Origin of the sequence: Streptomyces sp. 840.1 (assembly GCF_003751445.1) — a bacterium.
In the GTDB taxonomy this organism is placed as follows: domain Bacteria; phylum Actinomycetota; class Actinomycetes; order Streptomycetales; family Streptomycetaceae; genus Streptomyces.
On the sequence record NZ_RJUU01000001.1, the window covers coordinates 1,432,893 to 1,446,066 of the forward strand.

Annotated in this window: 15 protein-coding genes; 6 read left to right on the forward strand and 9 right to left on the reverse strand. The window is 68.9% G+C overall.

What is annotated here, in order from left to right:
- Positions 1 to 12 precede the first annotated feature (12 nt).
- From EDD93_RS06580 to EDD93_RS06595, 4 genes are read right to left on the reverse strand one after another with little or no spacing between them, the layout of a single operon-like run.
- Positions 13 to 1,335: an NADH-quinone oxidoreductase subunit D gene (locus EDD93_RS06580; protein WP_123524255.1), complete on the reverse strand. Its 1,323-nt coding sequence runs from the start codon at positions 1,333 to 1,335 to the stop codon at positions 13 to 15.
- Positions 1,335 to 2,048, reverse strand: a complete 714-nt coding sequence (locus tag EDD93_RS06585; RefSeq protein ID WP_123524256.1) for an NADH-quinone oxidoreductase subunit C — start codon at positions 2,046 to 2,048, stop codon at positions 1,335 to 1,337. Before EDD93_RS06585 ends, EDD93_RS06580 begins: the two co-directional genes overlap by 1 nt.
- On the reverse strand, positions 2,045 to 2,599 hold the full coding sequence (locus EDD93_RS06590) for an NADH-quinone oxidoreductase subunit B family protein (protein WP_123524257.1): 555 nt from the start codon (positions 2,597 to 2,599) through the stop codon (positions 2,045 to 2,047). Before EDD93_RS06590 ends, EDD93_RS06585 begins: the two co-directional genes overlap by 4 nt.
- Before the next feature lie 17 nt (positions 2,600 to 2,616).
- Positions 2,617 to 2,976 (reverse strand): NADH-quinone oxidoreductase subunit A, encoded by a 360-nt coding sequence (locus EDD93_RS06595; protein ID WP_024491741.1) that lies wholly within the window; start codon positions 2,974 to 2,976, stop codon positions 2,617 to 2,619.
- A gap of 824 nt (positions 2,977 to 3,800) precedes the next feature.
- Between EDD93_RS06595 and EDD93_RS06600 the strand changes: the two genes are divergently transcribed.
- Positions 3,801 to 4,655, forward strand: a complete 855-nt coding sequence (locus tag EDD93_RS06600) for a C40 family peptidase (RefSeq protein WP_123524258.1) — start codon at positions 3,801 to 3,803, stop codon at positions 4,653 to 4,655.
- 309 nt (positions 4,656 to 4,964) lie between these two features.
- Entirely contained in the window at positions 4,965 to 6,200 is a 1,236-nt protein-coding gene (locus tag EDD93_RS06605) for an MFS transporter (RefSeq protein WP_123524259.1), read from the forward strand.
- A 42-nt stretch (positions 6,201 to 6,242) separates the two neighbouring features.
- On the opposite strand, the gene EDD93_RS06610 is transcribed toward EDD93_RS06605, so the two are convergent.
- Complete coding sequence (locus EDD93_RS06610; protein WP_123524260.1) at positions 6,243 to 6,731, reverse strand: ATP-binding protein; 489 nt, start codon at positions 6,729 to 6,731, stop codon at positions 6,243 to 6,245.
- Between the two features lie 262 nt (positions 6,732 to 6,993).
- Between EDD93_RS06610 and EDD93_RS06615 the strand changes: the two genes are divergently transcribed.
- Both EDD93_RS06615 and EDD93_RS06620 read left to right on the forward strand, forming a co-directional pair.
- Positions 6,994 to 7,842, forward strand: coding sequence for a helix-turn-helix transcriptional regulator (locus EDD93_RS06615; RefSeq protein ID WP_123524261.1), 849 nt, complete (start codon positions 6,994 to 6,996; stop codon positions 7,840 to 7,842).
- A gap of 11 nt (positions 7,843 to 7,853) precedes the next feature.
- A complete protein-coding gene (locus EDD93_RS06620) occupies positions 7,854 to 8,054 on the forward strand; it encodes a DUF397 domain-containing protein (protein ID WP_123524262.1) in 201 nt (66 codons plus the stop codon).
- A 586-nt stretch (positions 8,055 to 8,640) separates the two neighbouring features.
- Here EDD93_RS06620 and EDD93_RS06630 read toward each other — a convergent pair.
- Positions 8,641 to 9,024 (reverse strand): MerR family transcriptional regulator, encoded by a 384-nt coding sequence (locus EDD93_RS06630; protein WP_260255638.1) that lies wholly within the window; start codon positions 9,022 to 9,024, stop codon positions 8,641 to 8,643.
- Positions 9,025 to 9,647: 623 nt separating this feature from the next.
- Here EDD93_RS06630 and EDD93_RS06635 point away from each other — a divergent pair.
- Complete coding sequence (locus EDD93_RS06635; RefSeq protein ID WP_123524264.1) at positions 9,648 to 10,154, forward strand: ATP-binding protein; 507 nt, start codon at positions 9,648 to 9,650, stop codon at positions 10,152 to 10,154.
- Between the two features lie 112 nt (positions 10,155 to 10,266).
- On the opposite strand, the gene hemC is transcribed toward EDD93_RS06635, so the two are convergent.
- From hemC to EDD93_RS06645, 3 genes are all read right to left on the reverse strand, one after another.
- Entirely contained in the window at positions 10,267 to 11,217 is a 951-nt protein-coding gene (gene hemC / locus EDD93_RS06640) for a hydroxymethylbilane synthase (protein ID WP_123524265.1), read from the reverse strand.
- Positions 11,218 to 11,339: 122 nt separating this feature from the next.
- Positions 11,340 to 11,675: a hypothetical protein gene (locus tag EDD93_RS40110; RefSeq protein WP_260255639.1), complete on the reverse strand. Its 336-nt coding sequence runs from the start codon at positions 11,673 to 11,675 to the stop codon at positions 11,340 to 11,342.
- The gene (locus EDD93_RS06645; protein WP_260255640.1) at positions 11,672 to 12,655 is read right to left on the reverse strand and encodes a helix-turn-helix transcriptional regulator; all 984 of its coding nucleotides are present in this window, start codon (positions 12,653 to 12,655) and stop codon (positions 11,672 to 11,674) included. Before EDD93_RS06645 ends, EDD93_RS40110 begins: the two co-directional genes overlap by 4 nt.
- Positions 12,656 to 12,808: 153 nt before the next feature.
- Between EDD93_RS06645 and tgmA the strand changes: the two genes are divergently transcribed.
- Positions 12,809 to 13,174, forward strand: coding sequence for a putative ATP-grasp-modified RiPP (tgmA, locus tag EDD93_RS06650; protein WP_185092227.1), 366 nt, complete (start codon positions 12,809 to 12,811; stop codon positions 13,172 to 13,174).

Consider the following 13,174-nt stretch of genomic DNA (forward strand, 5'->3'; position numbering starts at 1 on the left):
TGCGTGCTTCGGTCACCGGTCGACGCCTCCCATCACGGGGTCGATGGACGCGACGGCGACGATGACGTCAGCGACCTGGCCGCCCTCGCACATCGCCGCCATGGCCTGGAGGTTGGTGAAGGACGGGTCGCGGAAGTGGACCCGGTAGGGGCGGGTGCCGCCGTCCGAGACGACGTGCACCCCGAGTTCGCCCTTGGGCGACTCGACGGCGGTGTACGCCTGCCCGGCCGGGACCCGGAAGCCCTCGGTCACCAGCTTGAAGTGGTGGATCAGGGCCTCCATGGAGGTGCCCATGATCTTCCTGATGTGGTCGAGCGAGTTGCCGAGTCCGTCCGGTCCGAGCGCGAGCTGCGCGGGCCAGGCGATCTTCTTGTCGGCCACCATGACCGGGCCGGGGGCGAGCCGGTCGATGCACTGCTCGACGATCCGCAGCGACTGGCGCATCTCCTCCAGCCGGATGAGGAAGCGGCCGTAGGAGTCGCAGCTGTCGGCGGTGGGGACGTCGAACTCGTAGTCCTCGTAGCCGCAGTACGGGTCGGTCTTGCGCAGGTCGTGCGGGAGTCCGGCGGAGCGCAGGACGGGACCGGTGGCGCCGAGCGCCATGCAGCCGGTCAGGTCGAGGTAGCCGACGTCCTGCATGCGGGCCTTGAAGATGGGGTTGCCGGTGGCTAGCTTGTCGTACTCCGGCAGGTTCTTCTTCATGGTCTTCACGAACTCGCGCAGGTGGTCGACCGCACCCGGCGGCAGGTCCTGGGCGAGTCCGCCGGGCCGGACGAACGCGTGGTTCATCCGCAGGCCGGTGATCAGCTCGAAGAGATCGAGAACCAGTTCACGATCGCGGAAGCCGTAGATCATGATCGTGGTGGCGCCGAGCTCCATGCCGCCGGTGGCGATGCACACCAGGTGCGAGGAGATCCGGTTGAGCTCCATCAGCAGCACGCGCAGGACGGTCGCCCGGTCGGGGATCTGGTCCTCGATGCCGAGGAGCTTCTCCACCCCCAGGCAGTACGCCGTCTCGTTGAAGAACGGCGTCAGGTAGTCCATGCGCGTGACGAAGGTGGTGCCCTGCGTCCAGTTCCGGAATTCGAGGTTCTTCTCGATTCCGGTGTGGAGGTAGCCGATGCCGCAGCGGGCCTCGGTGACGGTCTCGCCGTCGATCTCCAGGATCAGCCGGAGCACACCGTGCGTGGACGGGTGCTGGGGGCCCATGTTGACGATGATGCGTTCGTCGTCCGAGGCGGCCGCCGACTGGACGACCTCGTCCCAGTCGCCGCCGGTGACTGTATATACAGTCCCCTCGGTGGTGGCCCTGGGCGTTGCGTGGGGAGTGGTCATCAGGAGTACGACCTCCGCTGGTCCGGAGCCGGGATCTGGGCGCCCTTGTACTCGACGGCGATGCCGCCGAGCGGGTAGTCCTTGCGCTGCGGGAAGCCCTGCCAGTCGTCCGGCATCATGATCCGGGTGAGGGCGGGATGCCCGTCGAAGACGAGCCCGAAGAAGTCGTAGGTCTCGCGCTCGTGCCAGTCGTTGGTCGGATAGACCGATACGAGGGACGGGATGTGCGGATCGCGGTCCGGTGCGGACACCTCCAGCCGGATCAGCCGGCCGTGGGTGAGCGAGCGCAGGTGGTAGACGGCGTGCAGCTCACGCCCCTTGTCACCGAGGAAGTGGACGCCGCTCACCCCCGTACAGAGCTCGAAGCGCAGTGCCGGGTCGTCGCGCAGGGTCTTCGCGACGGTGGGCAGGTGCTCGCGGGCGATGTGGAAAGTCAGCTCGCCCCGGTCCACGACGGTCTTCTCGATGGCGTTGGCGGGAAGCAGGCCCTGTTCCTCCAGGGCCCCTTCGAGCTCATCGGCCACCTCGTCGAACCAGCCGCCGTACGGGCGCGAGGTGGCGCCCGGCAGCGTGACGGTACGGACGAGCCCGCCGTAGCCCGAGGTGTCGCCGCCGTTGTTGGCGCCGAACATGCCCTTGCGTACGCCGATGACCTCGCCGGTCTCGTCGCGCGGGGAGGGGACGCCGTTGGCGCCGGGCTCCTGCTCGCTCATCGAAGCAGCCCCTTCATCTCGATCAGGGGCAGTGCGTTGATCGCCGCTTCCTCCGCCTCGCGGGCGGCCTCCTCCGCGTTGACCCCGAGCTTGGAGCCCTGGATCTTCTGGTGGAGCTTGAGGATCGCGTCGATCAGCATCTCGGGACGCGGCGGGCAACCCGGCAAATAGATATCAACCGGCACAATATGGTCAACACCCTGAACAATGGCGTAGTTATTGAACATCCCGCCCGATGACGCGCAAACCCCCATGGAGATGACCCACTTGGGGTTCGGCATCTGGTCGTAGACCTGCCGCAGAACGGGCGCCATCTTCTGGCTGACCCGTCCTGCCACGATCATCAGGTCCGCCTGCCGCGGCGATCCGCGGAAGACCTCCATCCCGAACCGGGCCAGGTCGTAGCGACCGGCCCCGGTCGTCATCATCTCGATGGCGCAGCAGGCGAGGCCGAAGGTGGCCGGGAAGACGGAGGACTTCCGTACCCAGCCGGCGGCCTGCTCGACAGTGGTCAGCACGAAGCCGCTGGGCAGCTTCTCTTCGAGTCCCATAAGTGCCCCTCAGCCCCTCAGTCCCATTCCAGGCCGCCACGACGCCACACATACGCGTAGGCGACGAAGACGGTGAGCACGAAGAGCAGCATCTCGACGAGCCCGAAAATCCCCAGGGCGTCGAAGGTGACCGCCCAGGGATAGAGGAAGACGATCTCGATGTCGAAGACGATGAAGAGCATCGCCGTCAGGTAGTACTTGATCGGGAAACGGCCGCCTCCGGCTGGAGTGGGGGTGGGTTCGATACCGCACTCGTACGCTTCCTGCTTTGCCCGGTTGTACCGCTTGGGGCCGATAAGCGTGGCGCTGACCACGGAGAAGATCGCAAACCCTGCCCCGAGGGCGCCGAGCACGAGGATGGGCGCGTAGGCATTCACGCTCCTCGCTCCTTCCAGTCGTCCTTGACCGTTGGACCGCATCGGGCAATCTGGCTCGCCACCCCACCAAGATCGTGCACATGTGAGGCAGTTCACAAGCCTGACTGCCCCGCATCCTATGCCCGCCATCCTGTGATCTGCGACACGGGGTACGACAACGCCTTTGTGATCTCCACCACCTGACGAACGATCATGAAGTCGGATGAGCGGTGATCTTCATACACGAAGCGGCCGAGTGATCACGAGACGTGACATCCGGTGTCGTCATGGCTGGTCAAAGGGGTGTCGCTCTATCAAGAGATGGTGGCTACAGCAAAATTGGCGATGGACGCGATGCGGTGATATAGGGATCTGCCCCACTCTGGGGCGACGACGGAACTCCGGGGCGATCGAGGCCATCGGGGTCGCGGGGGCCCATCGACGTCACCGGGGTCGCCACGGACAGGCGAATCCCTACGATCCGGACATCAACCCTCTTCCGGACGAATAGGCCACCGTGCGCAGTCAGTTCGACGGCCGCGCCACACCTCTCGCGCGAGGTGCTCGTATGTCCGTCACGTCGAGACCATGCTGTGACCTGCGTCACTCAACCATCCCCGTCATATAAGCGGGCTTGGCCAACCGTGTGAACGGATGGTAAGTGACGGGCAATTCGGGCGTATTACCGAAAACCCGTGATCACAGCCGTGATCGCTCCCGCCCGATTTGCCCGTTACGGCGTCAATAAAGGCCACCGGAAAGCGGATTCACAGATTCCGGACGTAACTGTGTCGCAACACACGTTTCTTGATGGGACCCCTGAGGCCCTGATAGCGCTAGTACCCATGTCCCACACCGCTCTCATACCCAGCCACCGGAAGCCCCGCCAAAGCGCCTCGAAGACGGCACTGCGGGCCGGAGTTGCCGGTGGCGTCCTCAGCACCATCGCGGTCGCAGGCGCTGCCGGTCCGGCCCAGGCCGAGCCGGTGACCCAGACCATCGAGATGCCCACCATCACGGCAGGCCTCTCCACCACCGTCGCGGCGTCCGCCGAGGCCACGCAGCAGGTCGCCCTGGACCTGGAGACGCAGGCCAGCGAGGACGCCGCAGCCGCGACCGCGGCCAAGGCCGCCAAGAAGGCCAAGGCGGAGGCCGTCCGCAAGGCAGAGGCCAAGAAGAAGGCCGAAGCCGCCGCGGAGGCCAAGGCGGAGGCCGCCGAGCGCGCCTCCCGCTCCGCCGAGCGCACGGCGCTGAGCGCCCCCTCCGGCTCTTCCTCCTCTTCCTCCTCCTCTTCCTCCGGTTCCTCGGTGTCGACCGCTTCGGCGCCCGCCTCCTCGTCCGCCACGGGCTCCGCGGCCTCCGTCGTCTCCTTCGTGCAGATGCAGGTCGGCGACGCGTACGTGTCCGGCGGCACCGGCCCCAACTCGTGGGACTGCTCCGGCCTCGTCCAGGCCGCGTTCCGCACGGTGGGCGTCGACCTGCCGCGCGTCTCGCAGAGCCAGTCGACCGCCGGCACCCAGGTCGGGCTCGGCAACCTCCAGCCGGGCGACATCCTTTACTGGGGCGGCGCGGGCAGCGCGTACCACGTCGGGGTCTACGTGGGCGGCGGCCAGTTCGTCGGTGCGCAGAACTCCTCCACCGGTGTGGTGCAGCGCCCGCTGGACTACGACATGCCGACCGGCGCGGTCCGCGTCCTCTGAGTCCCGCTCACTGAGTTCACGGATTCACAAGCGCCCAGGCGCACATCGACAGGCGCACATCGAAGGGCCGTCGCTCCCCCGCTCGGGAGCGACGGCCCTTCGCCGTTCCCGGCCATCGGTTCAGCCGGCCGATTCCACGTGCGCTTCCGCCGTGCGCGTCCAGCGTGCGCTTCCGGCTGCCGGTTCCAGCGAAAAGGCGACATCACCCCGGCGACCGCGGTTGACGTCGGGAACCTGCCGGACACCGGCCGCGCGCGCTTGTGAACTGGAGCGAACAGCCCCGCTCCACGAGCACAGGACGGCCCCGCCATGCGCCACACGCCCGCCACGGACACCGCCACCTCCGCCACGTCCCGCACCGGCGCTCCACCCCGCGCACACTTACGCGGCATCCCGGCGGTGTTCTCCCTGACGCTGGCCCTCTTCGCCATCGTCACCACGGAGATCCTGCCGATCGGTCTGCTGACGCCGATCGGGGCCGAGTTCGGCGTCGCGGACGGCACGGCGGGCCTGATGATGACGATGCCCGGCCTCCTCGCCGCCGTCGCCGCCCCGACGGTGACCCTCGCGACGGCCCGCGTCGACCGCAGGCTGATGCTCTGCGCCCTGGTCCTGCTGCTCGCGGTGGCCAACTTCCTCAGCGCCGCCGCGACGGCCTACTGGATGGTGCTGGTCGCCCGGGTCCTCGTCGGCGTCACCATCGGCGGCTTCTGGTCGATCGGCGCCGGGCTGGCCGGCCGGCTGGTCCCGCCCGCCTCGGCCGCGCGGGCCACGGCGGTCCTCTTCGCGGCCGTGCCCCTCGGCTCCGTCCTCGGCGTCCCCGCCGGCACGCTCATCGGCGATCTGGCGGGCTGGCGCACCGCGTTCGCGGTGCTGGGGCTGCTGAGCACCGGCGCACTGGCCCTGCTGCTCCTCACGCTCCCCACGCTGCCCCCGGCCGAAGTCACCCGCCTCCCGGTGCTCCGTAGCCTGCTGCGCGGCACGGGCACCCGGTACGCCCTGGGCATGACGTTCCTCGTCGTACTGGCCCATTTCGCCGCGTACACCTACGTAAGCCCCTTTCTGCGCCAGGCCACTGGGGCCGGTCCGGGCCGGATCACCGCCTTCCTGCTCGTCTACGGCGCCGCCGGGGTGCTCGGCAACTTCATCGGGGGCGCACTGGCCACCCGCGCCCCGCACCTCGCGTTCGGGGCGGTCGCCGCGACGATCGCCGCCGCGACCGCCCTGCTGCCCGCCCTCGGCCGCACCGACGCGGGCGCGCTCGCCCTGCTCGTCGCCTGGGGACTCGGCTACGGCGCGGTCCCGGTCTGCTCCCAGACCTGGTTCACCCGCGCCGCCCCACGGACCCCCGAGGCGGCGTCGGTCCTGTTCACCGCGTCCTTCCAGGCAACCCTCGCGGCCGGCGCCCTCACGGGCGGCACGATCGTCGACCACGCCTCGCTCCGCGCTGTCATGTGGTGGGGGGCGGTGGTGGCGGGGGGCGCGGTGGTGGTGGCGGGGCGGGCCGCGCTCGCCTCGCACACGCACGGCGGCCATCCGGGCTGAGGCGTCGGGCCCGCCGGCAGGAGGGGGTCGGCCCCGAAGAGCTCAGCTCCGCGCGCCCACGACCGCCGCGCGCTCCACGAGCACGAACCAGACGGTCTTCGCGGTCCGCACCCGCCCGCCGCGCGTCGTGGTCCCCCAACGGTCGGTCAGGCTCTCCACGATGACGAGCCCGCGCCCGCTCTCCGCGTGTGGCGCGTATGGCGTGTGTGGCACATGTGGCGCTACGCCCGGCTTCGGCAGCCGGGCCGGTTCGTCGTCGGTCACGTAGACCATCACCTGGCGCCGGTTCACCGTCACGTCGACCCGGATGCGGGCCGACCGCGTGTGGCAGTGCGCGTTGGACACCACCTCGCTCACGCACAACCGGGCGTCGTCGGCCAGCCCGGGGTGCTCGGTGGTCCGCAGCAGCGCTCCCACGAAATCCCGCGCGATGCGGGGCGCGGTGGGGGTGTTCGGCGCGACGAGCCGGTAGCGCTCGCCGCGCTGCGGGAGGTACGGGGCGGGCGCGGGCGGAACGGATACGGGGGTCATGGCACGGTCTCCCTACGGGTGTGGGTCTCCGGTACGTCGCCGGACCGTTCCGGTGGACCGTGGCATCGGCCGGGGCCCGTACGAGGTCAACTCGATTGAGGGTGGCTGCACTTCGGAGCACCGAGCCGTTGCCGGTCGATACCGTCGGACGCTAGGGCACAACATTGGGACGGCGCAACAATGGGACGGCCGTAGCACCCATACGAGTGGACCAGCGGCACAGTGGCGCGGCACACTCGTACCCGCACGAAAGGGAGGGCCGATGCCGCCAAGGAGCTACCCGACCGCCAGACAGAAGCGATTGGGCGCGGAGCTTCGCAAGCTGCGCGAGCGCGCCGGAATGTCCGGGAGCGAGGCCGCCGCGTTCCTGGGTGGCGAGCGCGCGCAGATCAGCCACATCGAATCCGGTCGCTACGGCGTGAGCGACCAGCGCGTACGTCGCCTGGCCGCCCATTACTCGGCCGGTGACAAGCACCTGGTGGACGCACTCGCGAGCATGGCCGAGGAGCGCACGAAGGGATGGTGGGACGAATACCGCGGCATACTCTCGCCGGGATTCCTGGACCTGGCCGAGCTGGAGCACCGCGCCACGTACATCCGCGCCATTCAGATGCTGAACATTCCGGGAATCTTCCAGACAGAGGCGTACGCACGGGATCTGATCCGCAGCGGCGTCTCCGACCTTCCGGCCGCAGAGCTAAACGCTCGTGTCGAGCACCGCGCGCGACGTCGGGACATCTTCGATCGGCCCGCCCCGACCTCGTTCGAGGCATTCGTCCACGAGGCCGCGCTCCGCATGCGCTACTGCGGCACCGGCATCATGCGCGAACAGCTCAACTTCCTTCACGAGGCTTCCACCTGGCCATCCGTGACGATCCGCGTCATCCCGTTCACAGCGCAGATCACCGGTTCGGCGCATTCGATGCTGTACGCAGGGGCCAGCATTCCGGCGCTCGACACCGTGCAGATCGACAGCGCTTTCGACGCCGGATTTCTGGACGCCGAAGCCCAGCTCGCCAGATACCGAGAACTGCTTGATTCCATCGAGTCGATCTCCCTCGGCCCGGAGGAATCGGCTCAGTTCATCCAACTCATCGCACACGAAATGTGAGTCGAAGCGACATGACCGACGCAATCAACTGGCAGAAGTCGTCATTCTCGGGAGCGGACAATAACCAGAGCTGCATCGAGCTGGCCCCCGTGGACGGTGCGATCAAGATGCGCGAGAGCGATGACCCCGACCTGGTCGTCACGACGAGCGTCGCCAAGCTCCGAGCCTTCGTCCTGGGCGTCAAGGCCGGCGAGTTCGACCACCTGATCTGACCAACTCAGCCGAACGCCCTCCGCCTGCACTCCAGGTGGAGGGCGTTTCGCGTGGTGAGGCACAACTTTGGGACGTCCCACTGTTGCGCCGCACACAATGGTGACGCTACGGTCACCGTACGTCGCCGCCCCGGTCGAGCGCATCACTCAACCGCACCGGGAGACGCCGTAACTTCCCCTGCATCCAGCCCAGTTGCAGGCCGCGCGCACCCCCACGCCGTGATCGGACGGTCGACCATGCGTACATCTCCCCGCCCCACCTCCGTAGAGGCCCGCGTCGAACGCGGCTTCCGGTTCGAAGTGCTCAGGTACGGGCCGGCGACCGGCTTCGTCCCGGAACCGGTCGACCTACGCGTCCTGCCCGGCCCCCGTGAGGCGATCCGCGCCATCCGCGTCCAGCTCCGCGCGAGCCACGTACTGGGGCTGACCCCGCGCGAGACGGCGCGGGCGCTCTACTGGGCGGACCAGGGCGGCTGGGTGCAGGCGCTCGGCGCGCTCCATCGCGGGGAGCCCTGCGGGTTCACGCTGATGCTCCGCAGGGGGCGCCACATCGAGTGGCACGTACGCCCCCTGCTGCACCTGTCGCTCACGCCTTCGGGGCCTCCGCCGGGAGCCCACCGAAGTGGGCAGCCGTCGCCTGCGGGTCCCCCGGCTCGGCTGCGCGGCGGTATTCGGCGTTGATGCGCTGGGCCTCTTCGAGCTGGTCCTCGAGGATCACGATGCGGCAGGCGTCCTCGATCTTCGTTCCCTGGTCGACGAGCTCACGGGCCCGTGCGGCGATGCGCAGCTGGTAGCGGGAGTAACGGCGGTGGCCGCCGTCCGAACGCAAGGGGGTGATCAGCCGGTTCTCACCGAGAGTACGGAGGAAGGCGGGGGTGGCGCCGAGCATCTCTGCGGCACGGCCCATGGTGTAGGCGGGGTAATCGTCATCGTCAAGAACATCGTTGGAACGGGGACTCCGAGGGGGCATAGCACCTCATCTTTCGGGGACACGATCGAGGGGCCCGAGTGCCTTGCGGCACCCGGGCCCCGAGCTTTCAACACCATCTACCGGCTGACTGCACCGGCCTTCTTGTTCCGCTTGTCCGCCTGGGAGGGCAGAGGTGCGGAGATCGCATATGCGTGACCGGGGACCACCTTCCGTTCCGGGGTCTGCGGTACCCGAGCGGCGCTCGTCCTCACTCGGGCGATCCTGATGGCGTCTGCTCCTTACCTCGTTCGAAATATCGGTCGTTACTGCGGGTACTGCGGGTACTGCTCGCGACCCCTGGGGCCGCTCGGCCCGGCTGCCAGCGAGGGAGCCCACCACTTCCGGCTCCGCCACTCCACCGCCGTTCCGCATCCTGTTCTGATCCTGCACGCACGGCAGTTCGTGTCTGCCGTGCCGTCCTTGCCGTCCTGGTTACGAGGAAAACACTACCCACGTCGAAAGCCAGATGTCTACTCTCCCCATGACAGTTTTTCTTCGTTGTGCAGTCGGCTTCTTCTTGCTGCACCCATGCGAGGGAAATTGCTCCGCTGTGGGCATGAAGACCGATGATCCGGGCACGCGAACCTGTCAGCGGTACAACCGACGCAGTGGGGTGATCGCGCATGAACAGCACGGCGACGACCGGCGCGGCAGCGCCCGAAGCCCTGGTCATCGAGGACGACAGCCCGGCAGGCGTGGCTCGCGCCCGCGATGCCACCCGCGCCTTCGCGCGCGGCCTGGACCCGGCCCTGGAAGCCGAAGCGGCGGACACCCTCGCCCTGGTGGTGTCCGAACTCGCCACCAACGCGGTGCGCCACGGGGGCGGCCGCTACACCCTCCGGCTCGACGCCACCGCCGAATCGGTGCACGTGGCTGTGAGCGACCCCAGCCCCTCGCCCCCGCGCGAACGCACCCCGGACCTGAGCGGCGGCACGGGGGGCTTCGGCTGGCACATGATCCGCCATCTCAGCGACACCGTGACCACCGTCCCCGGCCCGGGGCGGGGGAAGACCATCCACGCCCATCTGGGCCGACACCGGACCAAGGCGGGCAGTGCCGCCACCGCACAGCCGCCCCTGGCGATGCGCGGCCGCCGGAATGCCGTTCAGTGCTCCGGTGCGACTTCATGATCCAGGCTTAGTGATCCAGGCGTCCGGGGCGCTCATGAGGCGTCGAACGACTGGCACGTACGCCCCGCTCCCCACCTGACACTCACGCCCCCGGCGTCCGCGCACCGGTTCTTCAGTGCGCGATGCCGTCGATCAGTTCACGCGCGCCCTGGCGCAGCAGGCTGACGGCGACGGAGGTGCCGAGGGTCGCGGGGTCCAGGGGGCCCGCCCACTCGTGGGCGTTGAGGACGGTCTTGCCGTCGGGGGTGAACACCTTCGCCCGGAGGGAGAGTTCACCACTCCCCTCGACCTGGGCGTACCCGGCGATGGGGCTGTTGCAGTGCCCCTGCAGGACGTGGAGCAGCATGCGCTCGGCGGTGGTCTCCCGGTGGGTGGAGGCGTCACCGAGCTCGCTGATGACGTCGATGAGTGCGGTGTCGTCCTCGCGGCACTGCAGGGCAAGGACTCCCGCGCCGATGGGCGGGCACATCGTCTCGGGCGACAGCACCTCGGTGATCACGTCGGTGCGGCCGATCCGTTCGAGCCCGGAGAGCGCCAGGAGCAGCGCGTCGGCCTCGCCGGCGGCGAGCTTCTCCAGGCGCCGGTTGGCGTTGCCGCGCATCGGTACGCAGTCCAGGTGCGGGTGTGAGGCGGCCAGCTGGGCGACGCGCCGGACCGACGAGGTGCCGACGCGGGTGCCGGCCGGAAGCTCGTCGAGACGGAGGCCGCCCGGGTGGATGAGCGCGTCCCGGATGTCGTCACGGGCGAGGAACGCGGCGAACGTCGTACCGGCGGGCAGCGGCCGGTCGGCCGGGATGTCCTTGACGCAGTGCACCGCGAGGTCCGCCTCGCCCGCGAGGAGCGCCTGGTCGACCTCCTTCGTGAACGCGCCCTTGCCCTCGACCGCCGCGAGGTCGCCCATCCACTTGTCGCCGGTCGTCCTGACGGGGACGACCTCGGTGGCGGTGTCCGGGCAGCGGGCGGCCAGCAGGGCGCGGACGCGCTCCACCTGGGCGAGGGCCATGGGCGAATCGCGGGACACGATGCGGATGAGATTCAGTTCAGAGGCGGGCACAGCGCCCACGATAGACCTCGGCGCGAGGCACTCGGCGTCAACCCCCGGCGGTCATCTCAGCAATGTGCGGCGCGGGTTGGGGCATCGGACAGCAGTGCGAGACAGCCACCGGCGCACGGACGCCGGTGGGGTCATCCGGCTCGCAGACGGTCGAGGAAGTCGGCCACACCCTCGACCTGTCGGTAGGGCTCAAAGGCCGGAACGAGTTCACGGACCAGGGTGACGCACCGCCCGGCCCCGATCCTGGTGGCGAGGTCAAGTGATTCGGTGGTGACGGCAAGGGCCTGTTCGATGTCGTCGGACCGAAGGAATCCCTTGGCCTGGTAGGTCAAGAAGATGCCGCGCGTCTTGTCCCTGGCCCTCGGTAGGAGAGCCAGGCCCTCGGTCATCTTGGTCCGAGCTTCGCCGGTCCGGCCGAGGTCGAGCAGGCACTGTCCCGAATCCACCGCCAGGTCCGCCGGACTCATCCATGCGCACCAGCCCGGTGCGGGATCGACCGCAGGCGCCGCCAGTTCGGTCTCGGCCCGGGACAGGTCCCGGTAGCAGTCGGTCCGCCGACCGAGGGCCGCGTAAGCCCTGGCCCTGCGCACGAACAGCAGCGACCGGGCGGTGGGTGGCCGGTGCTCGAGATCGCGTGGCCGAGCTGTTCCACGGAGACAGCAGGCATGCCCAGCCAGTTGGACTGGTAGGCGAAGTCGGAGAGCACCCCGGCGCCGAAGTCTCGGTCACCTGCGGCGTGGGAGGCGTGCAGGGCCGCTGTCCAGAGCTTGCCTGCCGCGTAGTGCTTCCCCTGATCGAAGCGGTACCAGCCGCAAGTGGTGGACAGCGCGGCGGCCAGGGAGTGCAGACGCATGCCGGTCCGTTCGGAGCACCGGCCGCCGTCGATCAGGTCGGTGACTGTGGCCAGGTGGGCATCCGCGAGCTTGATTGTGTGCTGGCGCTGTTCGGTGGGAAGGGCCGTCAGCTTCGCGCTGGTGTCCTCCAGCCAGTCGACGAGTTCGGTGTCGACAGCCGTCCGCCCGCTGAGTGCGGCGCTGAGGCGGCCCGTCTCGATCGTGGCCCACTGGGCGGCGAGGCCGGCCAGCGCAGCCGCGCTGTAGGTCATGAAGCTGCGACGGTCCATGGCTGCTTTCTGTGCGTCTCGAAGTACGTGAACCGGGTACGCCGTCCCGAGTGGCATGGGGAGGTCCCGGCCGGGAAGCCAGTCGGGCCAGCCGCACAACTCCACTTCGCTCAGGGGGATGCCCAAGGCTTCGGCTATCAGGATCTGTGAGTCGGGGCCGGGCTTCTTGCGCCCGTTCTCCCAGCGGCTGACGGCTGTCTTGTCCGTACCGGAACGGAGTCCGTGTCTGCGGGCGACCCGGTCGAGGTGTGCGGCCAGGTCGCTCTGCGACCACCCGCGCAGTTCGCGGGCGTAGGCGAGGGGGTGCCGGATCGGATCGTCCACGCACCAATTCCACCATCGACAGTATCCGCAGGGATACGGCGAGTGAGGGCGGGACAACCCCGGGACTACACATGGGACCTGTTCGGCGGCCGGTCTCTGGGCTGTACTCAACACACATCGACAAGTTCCCGCATGCAGCGGAAGGACACTGCCATGAAACGACGCCCCGAAGCCATCGGCCTGGACCCCGCGACGATCGGAGACCACTTGCCGGGCCTGGTCGCAGCGAGCCAAAGGATCGAGGAGACCCCGATGTCCATCCCCGTCCAGCCGTGGGGCATCAACCGCCTGGCCCTCTACCCGAACACCGTGCGGTACCCGTTCACCCGGACCGAGATCGACCCCGAGACGCAGGCGACACGCTACTTCGACCCGGCGGGCCGGGCCGTCGACATGAGTAGCGCACACGGCACCAATCAGTCGACGGCCTCACCGACCGCGACCGGTTCCGACGGCGGCGGCTCGCAGCCGCCCGCTCCCGCGGACTCGGACGCGCTCGAAGACCACGTGCCGGACTGA